Here is a 19,279-nt window from a genome sequence, read left to right on the forward strand (position 1 = left end):
GAGTTCGCACTCGGCTCGCACCGGCGGGCGGTGCGGGCGATCGACGAGGGGCGGTTCACGCGGGAGACCGTGCCGTACGGGGACGTCGCAGCCGACGAGGGGCCACGGCGGGACACCTCCCTGGAGGAGATGGCCGCGCTGAAGCCGGTCATCGACGGCGGCACGATCACGGCCGCCTGCTCCTCGCAGGTCTCCGACGGCGCGGCGGCCCTGCTGCTGGCCTCCGAGCGGGCGGTGCGCGAGCACGGGCTGACGCCGCGCGCCCGCGTCCACCACCTCTCGGTGCGCGGCGAGGACCCGATCCGCATGCTCACGGCCCCGATACCCGCCACCGCCCACGCCCTGAAGAAGACCGGCCTCACCATCGACGACATCGACCTCGTCGAGATCAACGAGGCCTTCGCACCGGTCGTCCTGGCCTGGCTGAAGGAGACCGGCGCCGACCCCGGGAAGGTCAACGTCAACGGCGGCGCGATAGCCCTGGGCCACCCGCTCGGCGCGACCGGCGCGAAGCTGATGACGACCCTGCTGCACGAACTGGAGCGCACCGGCGGGCGATTCGGACTCCAGACGATGTGCGAGGGCGGAGGTCAGGCGAACGTCACGATCATCGAGCGGGTCTGAGCGGGTCTGAGCGGGACGGCTGGGGCATGGCCGGCGGATCATGCCGCCGAACGCCGAACGCCGAACGCCGAACGCCGAACGCCGAACGCCGAACGCCGAACGCCGAACGCCGAACGCCGAACGCCCGCGGCCACCTTCACCATGCCGGCGTCAGATGTCATCCGGGCAGTGAAGCACCCGGCTCCGTCAGCGCGCCGATGATTCCGTCGGCCTGCGCCATCACCCGCTCCACCAGCTCCGCGCACGACGGCAGGTCCTCGATGACCCCGGCGACCTGCCCGGACGCCATGACCCCGACGTCCGTACGACCGTCCACCATGGACGCCTTCAGCAGCATCGGCGTGTTGGCGGCCAGCAGGACCTGGCTCCAGGTCAGGTCCTTGCCGTGCTTCATCGCGAGGCCGTCCTGGATCATGCCGCGCCAGGTGCGGCCGGACAGCTTCCGGAACCCGGCCGCCCTGCGTATGGCCCGGAACAGGGTCGTCGTACGGCCGGATCTCTCCAGCGCGTCGACCAGTTCCGTGCGCAGCATGCGGTGCGGCAGGCCGTCGATCGCCGTCGTGACCGTGACGTCCCTGACCGTTGCCGCCAGATACCTCGCCTTCACCGCGTGCGGCACCGCAGAGTCCGACGTCAGCAGGAACCGCGTGCCCATGGCGACGCCCGCCGCGCCGTACGCCAGCGCCGCGACCAGGCCCCGCCCGTCGAAGAAGCCGCCTGCCGCCACGACCGGGATGTCCACGGCGTCCACGACCTGGGGCAGCAGCACCGTCGTCGCCACCTCGCCGGTGTGGCCGCCGCCCTCGCCGCCCTGCACGATCACCGCGTCCGCGCCCCACGCCGCGACCTTCTCGGCATGGCGCCGCGCCCCGACGGACGGGATGACCACCGTGCCCGACTCCTTGAGGGCGCCGATCAGTTCGGGGGAGGGGGCGAGGGCGAACGAGGCGACCCGGACACCCTCGTCGATCATGATCTGGACCCGGTCGGCCGCGTCGCCCGCGTCGGCCCGCAGATTGACGCCGAAGGGTGCGGTCGTCCGCGATGCGACCTCGCGTATCGCCTCGCGCAGCTGGTCGAGCGTCATCGTCGCCGACGCCAGGATGCCGAGCGCCCCCGCGTTCGCCGTCGCCGAGACCAGGCGGGGGCCCGCCACCCAGCCCATCGCGGTCTGCACGACGGGGTGCCGCACGCCGACCAGTCTGGTGAGCGCCGTCTCCATCAGGCCCGCACCTCCCGGTCCCGGGTGTTCGCCGGGTCGATCACCTCGCGGATCAGGCGCAGTTCCTCGGTCGTGGGCGCGCGGGTCGGCGGCACCTCGGGCGGGATCGTCAGCGCGAAGCCCGTCGCCTCCCGCACCTCCTCGACGCTCACCCCCGGGTGCAGTGACGCCACCCGCATCGTGTGGTCCGGCGTGGCGAAGTCGAAGACGCCGAGGTCGGAGACGACCCGGGCCAGGTGGTGGAAGCGTGCCGTCTCCGGGTGCGCGGCGGCGCGGTCGTACCCGACCCCGCACACCATGTCGACGCGCTCGACGAACACCCGCCGGGAATGCCGGGGGATCCAGTAACTCGTCGGATTGTTCAGTGTGTTGACCGGCGCTCCGCGCACGCCGAGCAGTTGCCGGACGGGTTTCCTCCAGCCGCCGATGCAGGAGATGTTCTGGTTGCCGTAGCGGTCGATCTGGCTCGCGCCCATCATCACGTGCCGTCGGCCACCGGTGACCAGGGTGAGGTGCCGACGGTACGGCAGCCAGCCCTCGGGCGTGCCGTCGACGTCCACCAGCGTCGCCTCGCCGTCGGTCAGCAGCAGGTCGGGGGCGAAGGTGCGGCGGGCGAGCCGGGCGCCGATGGAAGGGATCAGGCCCATGGGGCTCGCCAGGATCTCGCCGGCCCCGCGCCAGGCCTCGGCGCAGCCGATCACGCAGTACTCGGCGCGGGTGGGTGCGGACGCCTTGGTGCTCATGGCCGCTCCTTGTGCCAGGCCTGGACGGCGGACCGGTACGCGGGCTCGTCGCCGCCGAGGAACCGCTCGGCGAACTGTGGCCAGGGCGTGCAGGCGTAGTGCTTCTGAAAGGCCTCGTCGCGCGCGTAGTCGGGTACGCAGGAGGTGAAGTGGGCGCCGTTCGGGGCCTCGACGACGCCGGCCACCGTGTGCCGCTGGACAAGGAGCGTCTGCGGTGCGGCCTCCTTCGTCAGCTCGGCCGTGGCCACGATCCGCTCGCAGGAGACGTACGCCCGCTCGGCCGCCGCGCAGAACAGGTCGTCGAAGTACGGGTCGGGGCCCAGATACTGCCCGTTGCCCCGCCGGTCCGCGCGGTTCACATGGACCAGGGCCGCGTCCAGGCGCAGGGCGGGCATGGCCACGAACGTCTCGCCGTCCTCGTACGGGGACGTCACCGTGCGCAGCGCGGGGTTCACCCGCATCACGTCCGAACCGAGGCCGGCCCGGACCGGGAGAAACGGGAGCCTGTTCGCGGCGGCCTGCAGCCCCCACAGGAACATCGCCTCGTCGATCTCCATCAGCTCGAACGCCCCGCGTTCGCGCGCCGCCCGGTAGTGCGGTTCGAGCGGGATCGAGTCGAGGGTGGCGAAGGCGGCGACCAGCTTCCTGATCCGGCCGGCGGCGACCAGCATGCCGACGTCCGGACCGCCGTACGAGACGACGGTGAGATCGGTGATCTCGGTGCGGAGCAGTGCTCTCACCAGAGCCATCGGTTTGCGGCGCGAGCCCCAGCCGCCGATGCCGAGGGTCATGCCGCTCCGCAGCCGGGAGACGGCCTCGTCGGCGGTCATCGTCTTGTCGGTCACTCGGGCACGTCCTTTCCGAAGTCGCTGCGGACGCGGCCGGCCACCCCGCTGAGACCCGCCTCGAAGGTGAACCCCTGCTCGAAGCGGTAGCTGCGGCGCACGTCGACCGGGTCGATGCCGTTGATGGCGGCCTTGGCCAGGCGCAGCAGCCGACCGTCCTTGGCGGCGATCTCGCGGGCCAACTCCAGGGCCGCCGCCAGCAGTTCCCCGCGTCGCACCACCCGCCACACCGAGCCGTGCGCCTGCAGCTCGGCCGCGCTCACCGTGCGCGAGGTGTAGTACAGCGTGCGCATGAGGTGCTGGGGGACCAGGCGGGCCAGGTGCGTGGCCGCGCCGAGGGCGCCGCGGTCCAGCTCGGGCAGGCCGAAGACGGCGTCCTCGCTCGCCACGATCGCGTCCGCGTTCCCCACCAGGCCGATGCCGCCGCCCAGGCAGAAGCCCTGCACCGCCGCCACGACGGGAACCTCGCACTCGTACACCGCCGCGAACGCCTCGGCACAGCCGGAGTTGGCGCCGAGCAGGGCGCTGTCGCCCCGCGCCTGTATCTCCTTGATGTCCACACCTGCGTTGAAGCCCCGCCCCTCGGCGGCCAGGACGACACAGCGGATCTCGGCGTCCCGGCCGGCCGCGCGCACCGCGTCCGCAAGGGCGTACCAGCCGGCCACCGGCAGTGCGTTCACCGGCGGATGGTCGACCGTGACGACGGAAATCCCCTTTCCCGGGGACGAGGTGGAGACACCCATGGGCACATCAGCTACCTTTCCACCAAACATTTGTTAGGTGCGAGGCTTCGAAGCTAGCAGCCGCCGTTCGGCAGTGGGAGCCCCTGTGGACAAAGCACCCCTTGTGGAAAACTCACGGCGCCCGAGCCTGGCCGGCCGGACCGTCGTCGTCACCGGCGGCACCCGGGGAGTCGGCGCCGGGATCGCGCGGGCCTTCGTCGACGCGGGCGCCGACGTCGTCATCTGTGCGCGCAGACCGGCCGACACTCCGCTCGAAGGCTGCCGGTTCGTGCCCGTCGACCTGCGCGACCAGAGCGCGGTACGGGACTTCTTCGCCGCGCTGCCCCGGCTCGATGTCCTCGTCAACAACGCGGGCGGCACTCCGCACCGGCTGCTGACCGACGTCGACGCCGAGCGGCATGCCCGCGTCGTCGAACTGAACCTCGTCGCCCCGCTGACCGCCTCGCTCGCCGCGTACGAGCACCTCGCACGGGCCAAGGGATGTGTGGTGATGATCGGCAGCGTCAGCGGCAGCCGCCCGTCCCCCGGCTCGGCCGCGTACGGCGCCGCCAAGGCGGGACTGGAGAGCCTCGCCCGCTCCATGGCCGTCGAGTGGGCGCCGGATGTGCGGGTCAACACGCTGGTGGTCGGGATGGTGCGAACGGAGCTGTCCCACCTCCACTACGGGGGCCAGGACGGGATCGCGGCGGTGTCGCGCACGGTTCCGCTCGGACGGCTCGCGGAACCGTCCGACGTCGGTGCGGCCGCCGTGTTCCTCGCCTCCGACGCCGCCTCGTACATCAGCGGGGCGAGCCTGCTCGTGCACGGGGGCGGGGAGCGGCCCGCGTTCCTGGATGCCGCGACCGCCCACAAGGAGGGGTGAGATGAGCCGAATCTGCGACGGGCGGGTCGTCGTCGTCACCGGGGCCGGGCGGGGGCTCGGCAGGGCCCACGCGCTCGCCTTCGCCGCCGAGGGCGCACGGGTCGTCGTCAACGACCTCGGGGTCGGGCTGGACGGGGCGCCCGCGGCCGACAGTCCGGCCGCGCGGGTGGTCGCGGAGATCCGGGCGCGCGGTGGTGAAGCGGTCGCGCACGGCGGGGACGTCGCCACGACCGAGGGCGCGGCATCCTTGATCCGGGTCGCGCTGGAGACGTACGGCCGGCTCGACACGCTCGTCAACAACGCCGGCTTCCTGCGCGACCGGATGCTGGTCAACCTCGGCGAGGACGACTGGGACGCCGTCGTACGCGTCCACCTCAAGGGCCACTTCCTGCCGCTGAAACATGCCGCCGCGCACTGGCGGGCCGAGGCCAAGGCCGGCCGCACACCGTCGGCCCGGATCGTCAACACCAGCAGCGGAGCAGGCCTGTTGGGCTCCGTCGGACAGGGCAACTACAGCGCCGCGAAGGCCGGGATCGTGGGGCTGACCCTGGTCGCGGCGGCAGAGCTCGGGCGGTACGGCGTACAGGTCAACGCGATTGCACCGGCAGCGCGCACACGGATGACGGACCGCACGTTCGCGACGGCCATGGCTGCACCGGACGGCGGATTCGACGCCATGGCCCCGGAGAACGTCTCCCCGCTCGTCGTCTGGCTCGGCTCGGCCGCGAGCGCGGGGGTCACCGGGCGGGTTTTCGAGGTGGAAGGGGGCCGGATCGCCGTGATGGAGGGGTGGCGGGCGGGGCCCGAGACCGACAAGGGGGCGCGGTGGGACGTGACCGAAGTGGATGGTGTGGTACGCGGGCTGCTGGCCGCCGCGGAGGTTCCGGGGTCGGTGTACGGGAGCCAGGTGGATTGACCTCGGCATCAACACCCGACCCCACCACACCTACGTATCGCACTCCAGCACAGTCCTGCACAGCGCACAGCGCGCCCGCACACGCCCCCGCACCGGCACCCGGATCCGCTGGTGACACGTCGGGCAGGGAAACGACACCCGCAGCGGCCCGCGCGCATCCGGCGTGAACGCGTACGGCGCGCCCGGCGCCGCGACCAGGGCGTGCCGGTCCTGAGCGTGCCGCCGGTCGCGGGCGTAGCGCCGGCGGCCCGCCCAGCCCGCCGCCGTGAGCGGAGGCTGCTGCTCGTCCCGGCGGGCCAAGGACCTGCCCTCCACGAACGCCGTGTACGCCTGCGGGCTGGTGAACCACGTCGACGGATCCTCCCCGAACACCATGGCGCGTTTGGCCAGCACGTACCCGAACTCCTCCGGGGTCAGATAGCCGAACTTCTGACTGGACGCCGAGTCCTCCCGGTACGCGTCCAGCAGCAGCCAGCCGGCGCCCAGATACGTCGTCGCCGTGTCCGTGAGGATCTCGTTGTCCCGCGTGCCGTCGAAGGCCAGGCCCAGGCGGTGCAGATACACATGCATCACCTCGTGCGCCAGCGCCGCGCCGATGTCCCGGCGGTGGGTGCGGAAGCGGTCGTTCAGCTCCACGAAGTACTCGGGGCCCGCGGCGAGTTCGACGTTCGCCGCGTGCTGCATCTCCCGGAAGCTGACGATCAGGCGGGCGTCCGGCAGCCGGTAGTGCCGCACCAGCTCGCGGGCCACCCGCTGGGCGCCCAGATACAGGTCGTCGGTGTCGCAGAAGGCCACGTCGGCCGGGGCCACGCTGGTCGCGAACGTCTGGACGGTGTCGTACGACAGCCGCCTGTACAGCGCGGTGATGGCGGCCCGCACCGTCTCCAGGTGTGGGTAGCCGTGCTCGACCGGTCCGTCGTTCGCCACGCCCGTACCCCCAAGACGCCTTGAACCCGATTCCACTCTACGGGGGTGAGAGCTGATTTTCGCTGGTCGGGTTCCTCCGCCGGGGCGTGAGATCTGTCCTTGTCATGCACGCCATCCGATCTTCATACTTGCGAGCCGCCCAATCCCCCACGAAGGGAAGTACGTTGACCCATATCGCGACGAGAAGAACGGGCCTGTCCCTGGCGAAGAGAGCCGCGGCAGCCGGTGCCGTCGCCCTCGCGGTCGCCAGCCTCCAGCCGGTCAGCGCGCACGCCGCGGACACGCGCGTCATCGGCGGAAAGCCCGCCGCACAGAACGAGTTCCCCTTCATGGTCCACCTCTCCATGGGCTGTGGCGGGGCGCTGTACAAGAAGGACATCGTCCTGACCGCCGCCCACTGCATGGAGGGCTCCGGCAACAACACCCGCATCACCGTCACCGCGGGTGTCGCCGACCTCAACTCCTCCGCCGCGATCAAGGTCAAGTCGACCAAGGTCAAGGTGGCGCCGGGCTACGACGGCACGGGCAAGGACTGGGCGCTGATCAAGCTGGCCCGGCCCATCGACAAGCCCACGCTGAAGATCGCCACCACCAACCGCTACAACCGCGGCATGTTCACCATCGCCGGCTGGGGCGACACGAAGGAGGGCGCGGGGACCGGCACGACCAAGCTCCAGAAGGCCACCGTGCCGTTCGTCAGCGACCGCGCGTGCAAGTGGCACTACGGCAACCGGCTGGTGCCCGCGGAGGAACTGTGCGCCGGCTACCAGAGCGGCAGCGTCGATACCTGCCAGGGCGACTCCGGCGGCCCCATGTTCCGCAAGGACGACGCGGGCAAGTGGATCCAGGTCGGCATCGTCAGCTGGGGTGACGGCTGTGCCCGCACCGGCGTTCCCGGTGTCTACACCGAGGTCAGCCACTTCGCGAAGGACATAGCCCGGGCGGCGTCCGCGCTGTAGCCGGACCGCCGTACGGCGGAGCCGCCCGCACCGTGTGCGGCTCCGCCGGAAAACCGACTTCCACCTCAGGCTCGGCTTCCGTGAGACGGGACGCGTGCCGGGCGTGCCCGGCGGGCACGAGGACGTGGCCTTCCACAAGGTGATCGGCGCGGCCCGCGACGGCGCCCCGTAGGGTGGGAGCCCATGACCACCAGCAACACCATCACCGGTGACGTCGATCCGGCCGTCCGCGAGGAGCTCGCCCGGCTGCGCGACAGCATCGACAACATCGACGCGGCCGTCGTCCACATGCTCGCCGAGCGCTTCAAGTGCACCCAGCAGGTCGGACACCTCAAGGCCGTGCACCGGCTGCCGCCCGCCGACCCGGACCGCGAGGGACGGCAGATCGCCCGGCTGCGCGCCCTCGCGGAGAGCGCCAAGCTGGACCCGGGGTTTGCCGAGAAATTCCTCAACTTCATCATCGCCGAGGTCATCCGGCATCACGAGAGAATCGCCGAGGACACCGAGAACGCAACCGCGTCCCCGGCCGACTGACCTCGGCCGACACCACCCAGGACGGGACAGGGACCCGCGCGGGCATGGCGCGCCGTGCACTCCTCGTCAGCCGGCGAGCACCCCCCGTCAGCGGCCCGGGCGCGGTTCGGTCGTCCAGGCCACCGGCTGGGCCGCGCCACCGACGCGGGACCCCACACAGGCCCGTATACCCCTCCGCCCCTGTCCCCCTGTCAGTGCCATCAGGCAGCATGTCCTCCATGTCCGTACTCACGCGCGACGAAGCGCAGACCCGTGCCCAGCTCCTCGACGTCCGCCGCTACACGATCGACCTAGATCTGACCACCGGGGACGAGACCTTCGACTCCCGTACCGTGATCAGGTTCACCGTCCGCGCGGACCAGGACGTCACGGACACCTTCGTCGAGCTCAAGCCCGCCGAACTGCGCTCGGTCACCCTCGACGGACAGCCCCTCGACCCGGAAACCCTGGACGAGAACCGCCTGCCCCTGAAGAACCTCACCCCCGGTGACCACGAACTGCGCGTCGACGCCGCCATGCGCTACTCGCACACCGGCGAGGGCATGCACCGCTTCACCGACCCCACCGACGGCGAGACCTACGTCTACACCCAGCTGTTCATGGACGACGTCCAGCGGGTCTTCGCCGCCTTCGACCAGCCCGACCTCAAGGCCGTCTTCGAACTGTCGGTGAAGGCACCCGACGGCTGGACCGTCCTCGCCAACGGCATCACCGAGCACACCGACGGCGTATGGAAGGCCGCGCCCACCCCGCTGATCTCCACCTACCTCGTCGCCGTCGCCGCCGGCCCCTGGCACTCGGTGCGCACCGAGCACCGTGGCCTGCCCTTCGGCATCCACTGCCGCCGCGCGCTCGCGCCCTACCCGGACGCCGACGCCGACGAAATCCTCGACGTCACGCGCGCGTGCTACGACCGCTACCACGAGAAGTTCGACGAACCGTACCCCTTCGACTCCTACGACCAGGCGTTCGTCCCCGAGTTCAACGCCGGCGCCATGGAGAACCCCGGACTGGTCACCTTCCGCGACGAGTTCGTCTACCGCTCCGCCGTCACCGACACCGAGCGGCAGACCCGCGCCATGGTCATCGCCCACGAGATGGCCCACATGTGGTTCGGCGACCTCGTCACCCTCAAGTGGTGGGACGACATCTGGCTCAACGAGTCCTTCGCCGAGTACATGGGCTACCAGACCCTCACCGAGGCCACCCGCTTCACCGACACCTGGACCGACTTCGGCGTCGTCCGCAAGGGCTGGGGCTACGACGCCGACCAGCGCCCCTCCACCCACCCCGTCGCCCCCGAAGCCGTCAACGACACCGCCTCCGCGCTCCTGAACTTCGACGGCATCTCCTACGCCAAGGGCGCCTCCGCGCTACGCCAGTTGGTGGCCTGGCTCGGCGAGAAGGACTTCCTCGCCGGCATCAACACCCACTTCACCCGGCACCGGTTCGGCAACGCCACCCTCGCCGACTTCATCGACTCCCTCGCCGCCGCCACCGAACGCGACGTCCACGCCTGGGCCGACGCCTGGCTGCGCACCACCGGCGTCGACACCCTCATCCCCCGCCTCACCGGCGACAACGGCACCTACACCCTCACCGTCGAACGCACCGGCAGCCGCCCGCACCGCATCGCCGTCGGCCTCTACGACCCCGACCTCACCGACGAGGGCCGCCTCACCCTGCGCGAACGCCTCGACCTCGACATCCCGCAGACCGACGGCCGGCCCATCGGCAAGCGCCCCGCGCTGCTGCTGCTCAACGACAGCGACCTCACCTACGCGAAGGTCCGCTTCGACCCGGAGTCCTTCCGGGCCGTGCGCGACGGACTGTCCGGCCTGCCCGAACCCCTCACCCGCGCGGTGGTGTGGAACGCCCTCAGGGACGCCGTCCGCGACGGCGAACTCCCGCCCACCACCTACCTGGACACCGCCCGCGCCCACCTCCCACGGGAGACGGACCTCGCCCTCGTCCAAGGCGTCCTCGGCTTCGCCACCACCCAGATCACCGACCGCTACCTCGCCCCCGAGGACCGCCCCGCCGCCCTGACCACCATCTCCTCCCTCTGCCGCGACCTGCTGCGCCGCACCGAGGACGGCGACAACCCCGGCCTGCGCCTGCTCGCCGTACGCCACTTCATCGACGTCGCCGCCCAGCCCGACACCATCGCCGCCTGGCTCGCCGACGGCACCGTCCCCGGCGGACCGGAACTCGACCCCGAGCTGCGCTGGCGCGTCCTCGCCCGCCTCGCCGTCCTCGGCGCCACCGACGAGGCGGCCATAGCCGCCGAGCTGGACCGCGACCCCAGCGCCACCGGCCAGGAGGGCGCCGCCCGCTGCCGCGCCGCCCTGCCCGACCCGGCGGCCAAGCACACCGCCTGGGAGGCCATGTTCGCCACGGACGACTTGTCCAACTACCTGTTCACCGCCACCGCCCGGGGCTTCTGGCAGCCCGAACAGGCCGACCTCGTACGGCAGTACGTGCCGCGCTACTACGAGGACGCCGTCGCCGTAGCCGCCCGCCGCGGCCCCGCCATCGCCGATGCCGCCGGCCGCTGGGCCTTCCCCACCCACGCCGTCGACACCGACACCCTGCGCCTGGGCGAGGAATGCCTGCGCGACGCCGACCCCATCCCGGCCCTGCGCCGCAAGCTGGCCGACCAACTGGACGATCTGGCCCGAGCCTTGCGGGTGCGGCAGGCGTAGAGCCTGTCCGGCGGATCATGCGGCAGGCGTAGAGCCTGTTCGGCGGATCATACGGAAGGCGTAGAGCCCGTCGAGCGGATCATGCCGCAGGCTTAGGGCCTCGTCCGGCGGATCACGCCGCAGACGCGGGGCCCGGCACGCCCCCCAACGCGGCATGGGGTGGCAGGCCCGCAACGCGGCACAGGGTGGCGGGCCCGCGCCCGCCACCCGACGCCACCCCGTACCCCTTTCGGGTACCGATCCCCGGGCGTTTCGGGCGCGTCGCCCCATCCGCGTACAAGCTGGAAGCATGCCCACGCCGCCCCTCGCCTCAGGCCCCGAAGGCCCGGGCGCGCTACGGCCGTTGCTCGACACCGTGCTCCACGCCCTCCAGAACGGCACCCGAGCGCGCGGCGGGCCACTGCCTGCCGGCGGCCCGGACGCCGTCGCCGCGCAGGTCCGGGCCGCGGTGGGCGACGTACTGCCCGACGAAGGCCACCCGGACGCCCTGCACGTCCTCGTACACACTCTCGCCGCAGGCTCCGCCGACCCGGCGCACCCCCTGTGCGCCGCCCACCTGCACTGCCCACCCCTCGCCGTCGCCACCGCCGCCGACCTCGCCGCCAGCGCCCTCAACCCCTCCCTCGACTCCTGGGACCAGGCCCCGGCCGCCTCCACCCTGGAAACCCTCGTAACACAGGCGCTCGCCCACGAAGTCGGCGCCGCCGACGCCCTCGTCACCACCGGCGGCACCGAATCCAACCACCTCGCCCTGCTGCTCGCCCGCGAGACCCATGGCCCCCGCATCCAGCTCGTCCACGCCACGAACGCCCACCACTCCCTCGGCCGCGCCGCCTGGCTGCTGGGCCTGCCCGACCCCGTCGTCCTGCCCGCCCCCACCGGCACCCTCGACCCCGCCGCCCTCGACAAAGCCCTCACCGACCTGCGCGGCCCCCTCCTCGTCGCAGCCACCGCCGGCACCACCGACGCCGGACTCATCGACCCGCTGCCCGACATCGCCGCCCACTGCCGAGCCCACGGCGCCCGCCTGCACATCGATGCCGCATACGGCGGCGCACTCCTGTTCAGCGAACGCCACCGCACCAAACTCGCCGGCCTCGAAGCCGCCGACACCGTCACCCTCGACCTGCACAAACTCGGCTGGCAGCCCATCGCCGCCGGCCTCCTCACCCTCACCGACCCCCGCGACCTCGCCGCCCTCCACCAGCGCGCCGACTACCTCAACGCCGACGACGACACCGAAGCCGGCCTCCCCGACCTCCTCGGCCGCTCCCTGCGCACCACCCGCAGACCCGACATCCTCAAGATCGCCGTCACCCTCAGAACCCTCGGCCGCAGCGGGCTCGGCGCACTCGTCGACCAGGTATGCGCCCACGCCCACGACCTCGCCGACCTCATCGACACCCACCCCGCCCTCGAACTCCACGACCGGCCCACCATCAGCACCGTCCTGTTCCGGCCCACCCACGCCACCGACGACACCGTGGCCGCCGTACGCAGACAACTCCTCACCGACGGCCGCGCCGTCCTCGGCCGAGCCCGGCTGGACGACCGCCCCTGGCTCAAAGCCACCCTCCTCAACCCCCACACCACACCCCAGGACCTGGCCGCCCTCCTCACACTGGTGGAAGGAAACACCCCCCGATGACCCGCCCCACCAACCCCCACACCCCGCACCACGCAGCCCAAGCCCCCCGCGACCTGGTCGGCATCGGCATCGGCCCCTTCAACCTCTCCCTCGCCGCCCTCGCCCACCCCCTCGCCGAACTCGACGCCGTCTTCTACGAACAACGCCCCACCTTCGACTGGCACCCCGGCCTGCTCATCGACGGCGCCACCATCCAAGTACCGTTCCTCGCCGACCTGGTCACCCTCGCCGACCCCACCAGCCCCTGGACCTTCCTCAACTACCTCAAAACCCGCGACCGGCTCTTCCCCTTCTACTTCGCCGAGCGCTTCCACATCCAACGCGCCGAATACGACGCCTACTGCCGCTGGGTCGCCGACCACCTCCCCGGACTCCACTTCCGCCACCAGGTCGACGCCGTCCGCTGGAACCCCGAACGCGACCTCTTCGAAGTCGACTTCACCCAGCTCGACACCGACTCAGAAGCCCAATCCCTCGGCCGCACCTACACCAGGAACATCGTCCTCGGCATCGGCACCGAACCCCACATCCCCGACCCGCTCCGCCCCCTCGTCGACACACCCGGCGTACCCGTCATCCACGCCGCCGACTACCTCGACCACCGCGACACCCTCCTCACCGCCGACCACATCACCGTCGTCGGCTCCGGACAGTCCGGCGCCGAGGTCTTCCTCGACCTACTGCGCCACCGCCCCGCCGGCCGCGAAAAACTGCACTGGATCGGCCGCACCGAAGCCTTCGCCCCCATGGAGTACTCCAAGCTCGGCCTGGAACACTTCACCCCCGACTACACCCGCTACTTCCACGCCCTGCCCGAACCCGTCCGCGACAACCTCATCGCCGCACAGTGGCAACTCCACAAAGGCATCGACACCCACACCATCGCCGCCATCCACGACGAGCTCTACCGCCGCACCCTGCACGGAGGCTGGCCCGACGCCGTCCTCACCCCCGGCGTCCACGTCCGCACCGCCGGCCGTATCGCCACCAGCAGGATCGAACTCCACCTGGAACACACCCAGCAGAACACCCGCTCCCGGCTCACCACCGACGCCGTCGTCCTCGCCACCGGCTACCGCGAACGCCCCCTCACCCGCCTCCTCGCCGGCCTCGACCCCCACCTACGCCGCGACAGCCAGAACCGCCCCCGCATCGACGACGAATTCCGCCTCCTCCTCGACCCCTCCATCACCGGAGCGATCCACATCCAGAACGCCGCACCCCACACCCACGGCGTCGGCACCCCCGACCTCGGCCTCGCCGCCTGGCGCAGCGCCACCATCCTCAACTCCCTGACCGGCAAGGAGCCCTACCCACTGCCCCACCGCACCGCATTCACCACCTTCGGCCTGCAACCACACCAGTCCCAGCTCCCGCCCGCGCGCCACCCGAAGACACTCACACCCCTCACGGACGGGAACTGAAGACCCCCAGGCCAGACGGTTAGAACACCGGCACGCCATCCCGCGTCAACTTCCAGCCCACCGAGGCGAAATCCTTCGGATCCAGCACACCCTTCGCCGTCACCCACTCCGCGATCCGGGTACGAATCTCCGTCGACTCCGACCACAACTCCCGCGCCGACGCCACATGCGGAAACGCGCCACCACCGTTCGCCCGGTAGTTGTTCACCGCGAACACGAACTGCTGCGCATCATCCAGCGCGGCACCGTTGTAGGTCAGGTTCCTGATCCGCGAACCCGCCGCCTGAGCGATGTCGATCTCGTACGAAAGCCCCGACACATAGTCGTAGTTGTAGTCCGGGCGACCACCCGCATTGGTCAACTTGTCCACATCGACCGCCGCGCCCGCCGCCGTCTGCACGAAGTACTCCGCCGAATACTCCAGATACGCCTTGACCTGCGCGCCCGTCATCAGCTTCGCGACCAGCGTGTTGTCGTACACATACAGACTCGACAGATCCCGGATCGTCACATCGCCCGCCGGGATCTCCGAGGTCCGCGAGAACGGCGAAGCCTGCGAGATCACCGGCAACGACGCATACTCCGTGCCCGCCAGCGCCGCCTTGACCACATCCTCCTGCACCTTGGTGATCAGGTCGATGATCGGAGCGTCCTTGTAACGCGCCTCGACGGTCGTCAGGGTCTCCGTCGCAGTGCCGACGACCTGGTTGACATACGCCACGACGACGTCGTGCTCGTCCTGCAGCAGCTTGGTGATCTTCGGGTCGTCGGCGACCGTCTTCGAGTCGCGCACCGTCGCCGCGACCGACTCCACCGTCCACCGGCCCTTCGCGAAGACCAACTCGAAGTCGAACAGCGACAGCCGCTCCGCATACGCCAACGGCTCCGACAGCACCACCGTCTTACCGGTCTTCTCGTTCGTCACCTTCAACTCGGCGATCTCCGTGTGCGCATGACCCACCAGAATCGCGTCGATCCCCGGCACCTGCTGCGCCACCAGCGCCGCCGAGTTCTCGATATACGGCAGCTGGTCACCGTACGAGGAAGTGCCGGACGACCCGGAGTGCGCCGACACGACCACCACGTCCGCACCCATCGAGCGCAGCTTGGGCACCCACTTCGCCGCCTGCTCCTCCAGACCGGGGAATGTCATCCTGCCCTGCACATACGCCTTGTCCCAGATCGCGATACCGGGATTCGTCAGACCGAGAACCGCGACCTTGACCGGCGGGGCGCCCTTCACGTGGAACTTCTTGAAGAAGTACGGCGGGAACGCCGGCTTCAGCGTCTTCGCGTCCAGCGCGTTCGCACCCAGCAGCGGGAAGTCGCACTGCTCCTCGAACTTCCGCAGCGTCTCGATGCCGTAGTTGAACTCGTGGTTGCCCAGCGCCACCGCGTCGTACCCGATTTCGTTCATCGCCTGCGCCATCGGGTGCACCGGCCCGCCCTCGGCCGTGATCGGGTCGACCTTCGCGTAGTAGTACGTCAACGGGGTGCCCTGAATCGTGTCGCCCGCATCCAGCAGCAGCGTGTTGCGACGGCCCTTCTCCGCACGGACCTGCTCGACCAGCGTCGAGATACGGGCCAGACCCTGCGCGTTGCCCTTGGCGTCCGTGTACTCCGCGTTCTTGAAATAGTCCCAGTTGAAGATGTGCCCGTGCAGGTCCGTCGTGCCCATCACCGTCAGCGAGTACCGCTTCGCCGGCTTCGGGCCCTTCCTCACCTCCGCGGCCTGAGCCGCCGGAGCCGACGCCGCGCCGGCGAGCGCCACCCCCGCCCCGGTCACGGCGGACTTCTTCAGAAACTTCCGGCGGTTCAACGGCATCTCGTGCTCTCCTCCAGCCACGGCCAACGACGCGCGTAGATAACGCGCGTAGATTCTGACCCGGACATGACCGCCAGCAACAGACCCACCAGGTTTCGATCTGATGACCCAACCCGCCGACCAAACGAGTGACAGCACACCGAGAACTGACACAGTGGGCCATATGACCACCGCCCACGAACCCCAGCCACCCGCCCTCCCCTACGGCACCCCCGACGCCCCCCGCATCGCCGTCCGCGGCCAAGCCCACCTCGAAGTCGACCCCGAAATCGCCCGCATCGGCATCACCGTCACCGCCCGCGGCCGCGACCGCCGCACCGCCCTCGACGACCTCACCCGCCGCAACACCACCGCCCTCGACCTCATCAAAACCTACGGCGACGCCGTCGAACGCCTCGAAACCGGCGCCTTCTCCATCACCCCCGAACTCACCAAACACGGCCGCGCCGAACGCATCCGCACCTACCACGGCCGCGTCCACATCACCGCCGAACTCACCGACTTCACCGCCCTCGGCGAACTCACCACCCGACTGGCCGACCTCGACCTCACCCGCGTCGACGGCCCCTGGTGGGCCCTGCGCCCCGACTCACCCGCCCACCGAAAGGCCCGGCAGCAGGCGGTGCACGAGGCCGTCCAACGCGCCCGCGAATACGCCGACGCCCTCGGCACCACCCTCACCGCCCTCGTCGAACTCGCCGACACCGGCGCCGAAAACCCCCCGCCCTACCCCCAGGCACCCGGCGGCCGCATGCGCTCCGTGGCCTACGCGGCCTCCGCCGAGGACACCGCCGCCGCACCCCTCGACCTGGAACCCCAACGCCAACACATCCACGCCCAGGTCAACGCCCGATTCACCATGGCACCACCCCGACTCTGAGCGAATCCCGAAAACCAGCCCGTGTGAAAGCGCGACTCCAAGTGACTCCAAATGCGTGACAGAATCCCGAATGCTCATCAGAGCAGCCACCCGCACAATTCAACAGTTGTCAACACCGCTTCACGCAAAGGTTGTTGAGTAGTCACGCCCGACCAATTCTCTACCCGCCGGTAAGCCCTAGGCTCGAACCATGCGCCGAGCAAAGATCGTCTGCACACTGGGCCCCGCCACCGACTCATACGACCAGATCAAGGCACTGGTCGACGCCGGAATGGACGTCGCCCGATTCAACCTCAGCCACGGCGGCTACGCCGAGCACGAGGAGCGCTACCAACGCGTACGCAAGGCCTCCGACGAAACCGGCCGCAGCGTCGGACTCCTCGCCGACCTTCAAGGCCCGAAGATCCGACTCGGCCGCTTCACCGAAGGCCCCGTACTCCTTGAACGCGGCGACACCTTCACCATCACCGTCGAAGAAGGCGCCCCCGGCGACCGCGAAACCTGCGGCACCACCTACGCCGGACTCGCGAGCGACGTCACCACCGGCGAACGCATCCTCGTCGACGACGGCAAAGTATGCCTCGAGGTCACCAAGGTGGACGGCCCCCGCGTCCACACAACGGTCATCGAAGGCGGCGTGATCTCCGACAACAAAGGCCTCAACCTCCCCGGCGTCGCCGTCTCCGTCCCCGCCCTCTCCGACAAGGACGAAGCCGACCTCCGCTGGGCCCTGCGCACCGGCTTCGACATCATCGCCCTCTCCTTCGTCCGCAGCGGACGCGACATCAAGGACGTCCACCGCATCATGGACGAAGAAGGCCGCCGCCTCCCCGTCATCGCCAAAATCGAGAAACCACAGGCCGTCGACGCCATCGACGACATCGTGGCCGCCTTCGACGGCATCATGGTCGCCCGCGGAGACCTCGGCGTCGAAATGCCCCTGGAACAGGTCCCGATCGTCCAGAAGCGCGCGATCAAGCTCGCCAAACGCAACGCCAAGCCGGTGATCGTGGCGACGCAGATGCTGGACTCGATGATCGAGAACTCCCGCCCGACCCGCGCCGAGGCCAGCGACGTCGCCAACGCCGTCATCGACGGCACCGACGCCGTGATGCTCTCCGGCGAGACCAGCGTCGGAAAGCACCCCATCGAGACGGTCAGAACGATGGCGAAAATCGTCGAAGCGGCGGAGGAAGACATCCTCGCGAAAGGCCTCCCGTCCCTGACCGAACGCAACAAGCCCCGCACCCAGGGCGGCGCCGTCGCCCGCGCGGCCGCGGAAATGGGCGACTTCCTCGGCGCCAAGTTCCTCGTCGCCTTCACCCAGTCCGGCGACACAGCCCGCCGCCTCTCCCGCTACCGCTCGCCGATCCCGCTGCTGGCCTTCACCCCGGAGCCGGCGACACGCTCCCAGCTCAGCGCGACGTGGGGCGTGGAGACGTTCCTGGGGCCGCACGTCGACTCCACCGACGCCATGGTCGGCCAGGTCGACGAACTCCTCACGAGGTACGGCCGCTGCGAGAAGGGCGACACGGTGATCATCACCGCGGGCTCGCCGCCCGGGATGCCGGGGACGACGAACCTGGTGCGGGTGCATCACATTGGGGAGAGCACCAGGTAGGAAGCGGTTTTTCAGTGTTTGGGGCCTACGTGGGTGTCCATGAGGGCGACGGAGGCTTTCTTGGCGACCGAGATGTTGTACGGGTTGCCGTACCGGGTGCAGTGCGTCCACTCGATGCCGAGTTTGTCGAGGGTGTCGGTGTAGAGCTGACGGATGTCGGCGGAGACGTTGGTGAAGAAGTACCGGGGGTACTCATAGCGCTTGCGCTCACCGCCGACCATGCGGGTCGTCCAGTTGGTGATGCGGCAGCCGTCGGAGTGGATGAGGCCACGGATGAAGTCCCACGGATGGGTGTCGACGATTTCCTGCTGCCAGGGTTCGAGGGCGATGGTGCGGTCGTGTTTCTTGCCAGGGCCGTGCTGAGGGAACATGCAAGTCCAGTGCTTCGTGTACGACTTCACCTCGACGCAGCCAGGCTTGTAGCGATTCCTGACGCTGGGCAGTGGCATGACCTTGCGCATAGCGTCCTCGGCGGCGGCGATCAGACCGGTCTGCGTCGCGTTGCAGAAGACGGACAAGTGGTGCTGCTTGGGCTTTGAGACGATGTGGCCGTCGCCGAGATATAGCCCAAGCAGGTAGGCATACGCGGCTGTCTCGAAGTCGCGGCCCGTGCATCGGGGGCAGTCCGTGGGCCGTACGTACGTCTCGCCACGGGCCCTGCGGTCCTCACTGCGCCACCAGCCGATGGTCCCGCGGGGGATATTGAGATGCTCGGCGACCACGCGATTGGGGACACCTTGGCGCATGAGTGCGACCGCTTGGGCGCGAATCGAAGGGCTGTGCTGTTCCATGCGGCCACTC

18 protein-coding genes are annotated in these 19,279 nt (G+C 70.1%); 11 read left to right on the forward strand and 7 right to left on the reverse strand.

Translation table 11 applies throughout. The features are described from left to right. Positions 1–624: acetyl-CoA C-acyltransferase (locus ACTWQJ_RS09720; RefSeq protein ID WP_443306218.1), on the forward strand; the 624-nt coding region annotated here is incomplete at its 5' end. Between the two features lie 157 nt (positions 625–781). Here ACTWQJ_RS09720 and ACTWQJ_RS09725 read toward each other — a convergent pair. From ACTWQJ_RS09725 to ACTWQJ_RS09740, 4 genes are read right to left on the reverse strand one after another with little or no spacing between them, the layout of a single operon-like run. Further along, positions 782–1,846 (reverse strand): NAD(P)H-dependent flavin oxidoreductase, encoded by a 1,065-nt coding sequence (locus ACTWQJ_RS09725; protein ID WP_443306219.1) that lies wholly within the window; start codon positions 1,844–1,846, stop codon positions 782–784. Beyond that, positions 1,846–2,589 carry a CoA-transferase subunit beta gene (locus ACTWQJ_RS09730; protein ID WP_443306220.1) on the reverse strand — a complete coding sequence of 248 codons (744 nt, stop codon included), beginning with the start codon at positions 2,587–2,589 and terminating at the stop codon, positions 1,846–1,848. Before ACTWQJ_RS09730 ends, ACTWQJ_RS09725 begins: the two co-directional genes overlap by 1 nt. Then, positions 2,586–3,434, reverse strand: coding sequence for a CoA transferase subunit A (locus ACTWQJ_RS09735; RefSeq protein ID WP_443306221.1), 849 nt, complete (start codon positions 3,432–3,434; stop codon positions 2,586–2,588). Before ACTWQJ_RS09735 ends, ACTWQJ_RS09730 begins: the two co-directional genes overlap by 4 nt. Next, the gene (locus ACTWQJ_RS09740; protein ID WP_443306222.1) at positions 3,431–4,177 is read right to left on the reverse strand and encodes an enoyl-CoA hydratase family protein; all 747 of its coding nucleotides are present in this window, start codon (positions 4,175–4,177) and stop codon (positions 3,431–3,433) included. Before ACTWQJ_RS09740 ends, ACTWQJ_RS09735 begins: the two co-directional genes overlap by 4 nt. A 103-nt stretch (positions 4,178–4,280) precedes the next feature. Here ACTWQJ_RS09740 and ACTWQJ_RS09745 point away from each other — a divergent pair, with 103 nt between their 5' ends. Together ACTWQJ_RS09745 and ACTWQJ_RS09750 are read left to right on the forward strand one after the other, a co-directional pair. Continuing rightward, on the forward strand, positions 4,281–5,039 hold the full coding sequence (locus tag ACTWQJ_RS09745; RefSeq protein ID WP_443306223.1) for an SDR family oxidoreductase: 759 nt from the start codon (positions 4,281–4,283) through the stop codon (positions 5,037–5,039). A 1-nt stretch (position 5,040) separates the two neighbouring features. Further along, a complete protein-coding gene (locus ACTWQJ_RS09750; RefSeq protein WP_443306224.1) occupies positions 5,041–5,955 on the forward strand; it encodes an SDR family oxidoreductase in 915 nt (304 codons plus the stop codon). A gap of 30 nt (positions 5,956–5,985) precedes the next feature. Here the strand turns inward: ACTWQJ_RS09750 and ACTWQJ_RS09755 are convergent, their stop codons facing one another. Then, on the reverse strand, positions 5,986–6,882 hold the full coding sequence (locus ACTWQJ_RS09755) for a hypothetical protein (RefSeq protein WP_443306225.1): 897 nt from the start codon (positions 6,880–6,882) through the stop codon (positions 5,986–5,988). Between the two features lie 173 nt (positions 6,883–7,055). On the opposite strand from ACTWQJ_RS09755, the gene ACTWQJ_RS09760 reads away from it, so the two are divergent. From ACTWQJ_RS09760 to ACTWQJ_RS09785, 6 genes are all read left to right on the forward strand, one after another. Further along, on the forward strand, positions 7,056–7,841 hold the full coding sequence (locus tag ACTWQJ_RS09760) for a S1 family peptidase (RefSeq protein ID WP_443306242.1): 786 nt from the start codon (positions 7,056–7,058) through the stop codon (positions 7,839–7,841). 34 nt (positions 7,842–7,875) lie between these two features. After that, positions 7,876–8,013: a hypothetical protein gene (locus ACTWQJ_RS09765; protein WP_443306226.1), complete on the forward strand. Its 138-nt coding sequence runs from the start codon at positions 7,876–7,878 to the stop codon at positions 8,011–8,013. An 11-nt stretch (positions 8,014–8,024) separates the two neighbouring features. Beyond that, positions 8,025–8,375, forward strand: a complete 351-nt coding sequence (locus tag ACTWQJ_RS09770; protein WP_443306227.1) for a chorismate mutase — start codon at positions 8,025–8,027, stop codon at positions 8,373–8,375. 218 nt (positions 8,376–8,593) lie between these two features. Continuing rightward, positions 8,594–11,080, forward strand: a complete 2,487-nt coding sequence (pepN, locus tag ACTWQJ_RS09775; RefSeq protein ID WP_443306228.1) for an aminopeptidase N — start codon at positions 8,594–8,596, stop codon at positions 11,078–11,080. 289 nt (positions 11,081–11,369) lie between these two features. Next, on the forward strand, positions 11,370–12,728 hold the full coding sequence (locus ACTWQJ_RS09780; RefSeq protein ID WP_443306229.1) for a pyridoxal phosphate-dependent decarboxylase family protein: 1,359 nt from the start codon (positions 11,370–11,372) through the stop codon (positions 12,726–12,728). Next, positions 12,725–14,152 carry a lysine N(6)-hydroxylase/L-ornithine N(5)-oxygenase family protein gene (locus ACTWQJ_RS09785; protein WP_443306230.1) on the forward strand — a complete coding sequence of 476 codons (1,428 nt, stop codon included), beginning with the start codon at positions 12,725–12,727 and terminating at the stop codon, positions 14,150–14,152. Before ACTWQJ_RS09780 ends, ACTWQJ_RS09785 begins: the two co-directional genes overlap by 4 nt. 19 nt (positions 14,153–14,171) lie before the next feature. Here the strand turns inward: ACTWQJ_RS09785 and ACTWQJ_RS09790 are convergent, their stop codons facing one another. Beyond that, complete coding sequence (locus ACTWQJ_RS09790) at positions 14,172–15,977, reverse strand: bifunctional metallophosphatase/5'-nucleotidase (protein ID WP_443306231.1); 1,806 nt, start codon at positions 15,975–15,977, stop codon at positions 14,172–14,174. A gap of 163 nt (positions 15,978–16,140) precedes the next feature. Between ACTWQJ_RS09790 and ACTWQJ_RS09795 the strand changes: the two genes are divergently transcribed. Next, a complete protein-coding gene (locus tag ACTWQJ_RS09795) occupies positions 16,141–16,857 on the forward strand; it encodes an SIMPL domain-containing protein (RefSeq protein ID WP_443306232.1) in 717 nt (238 codons plus the stop codon). A gap of 190 nt (positions 16,858–17,047) precedes the next feature. After that, positions 17,048–18,478, forward strand: coding sequence for a pyruvate kinase (gene pyk / locus ACTWQJ_RS09800; protein ID WP_443306233.1), 1,431 nt, complete (start codon positions 17,048–17,050; stop codon positions 18,476–18,478). Positions 18,479–18,489: 11 nt separating this feature from the next. Here the strand turns inward: pyk and ACTWQJ_RS09805 are convergent, their stop codons facing one another. Beyond that, positions 18,490–19,269 carry a helix-turn-helix domain-containing protein gene (locus ACTWQJ_RS09805; protein ID WP_443306234.1) on the reverse strand — a complete coding sequence of 260 codons (780 nt, stop codon included), beginning with the start codon at positions 19,267–19,269 and terminating at the stop codon, positions 18,490–18,492. Positions 19,270–19,279 lie beyond the last annotated feature (10 nt).

The sequence above is a fragment of the Streptomyces sp. KR55 genome, from assembly GCF_052245645.1.
GTDB classification, from domain to species: Bacteria; Actinomycetota; Actinomycetes; order Streptomycetales; family Streptomycetaceae; genus Streptomyces; species Streptomyces flavusporus.

What these genes read in the sequence shown, in the direction of transcription:
- pepN (WP_443306228.1), top strand. Translation starts at nt 8,594, where the DNA reads ATGTCCGTACTCACGCGCGACGAAGCGCAGACCCGTGCCCAGCTCCTC.
- ACTWQJ_RS09805 (WP_443306234.1), bottom strand. Translation starts at nt 19,269, where the DNA reads ATGGAACAGCACAGCCCTTCGATTCGCGCCCAAGCGGTCGCACTCATG.
- ACTWQJ_RS09790 (WP_443306231.1), bottom strand. Translation starts at nt 15,977, where the DNA reads ATGCCGTTGAACCGCCGGAAGTTTCTGAAGAAGTCCGCCGTGACCGGG.
- ACTWQJ_RS09780 (WP_443306229.1), top strand. Translation starts at nt 11,370, where the DNA reads ATGCCCACGCCGCCCCTCGCCTCAGGCCCCGAAGGCCCGGGCGCGCTA.
- ACTWQJ_RS09725 (WP_443306219.1), bottom strand. Translation starts at nt 1,846, where the DNA reads ATGGAGACGGCGCTCACCAGACTGGTCGGCGTGCGGCACCCCGTCGTG.
- ACTWQJ_RS09785 (WP_443306230.1), top strand. Translation starts at nt 12,725, where the DNA reads ATGACCCGCCCCACCAACCCCCACACCCCGCACCACGCAGCCCAAGCC.
- ACTWQJ_RS09740 (WP_443306222.1), bottom strand. Translation starts at nt 4,177, where the DNA reads ATGGGTGTCTCCACCTCGTCCCCGGGAAAGGGGATTTCCGTCGTCACG.
- ACTWQJ_RS09795 (WP_443306232.1), top strand. Translation starts at nt 16,141, where the DNA reads ATGACCACCGCCCACGAACCCCAGCCACCCGCCCTCCCCTACGGCACC.
- ACTWQJ_RS09750 (WP_443306224.1), top strand. Translation starts at nt 5,041, where the DNA reads ATGAGCCGAATCTGCGACGGGCGGGTCGTCGTCGTCACCGGGGCCGGG.
- ACTWQJ_RS09770 (WP_443306227.1), top strand. Translation starts at nt 8,025, where the DNA reads ATGACCACCAGCAACACCATCACCGGTGACGTCGATCCGGCCGTCCGC.
- pyk (WP_443306233.1), top strand. Translation starts at nt 17,048, where the DNA reads ATGCGCCGAGCAAAGATCGTCTGCACACTGGGCCCCGCCACCGACTCA.
- ACTWQJ_RS09730 (WP_443306220.1), bottom strand. Translation starts at nt 2,589, where the DNA reads ATGAGCACCAAGGCGTCCGCACCCACCCGCGCCGAGTACTGCGTGATC.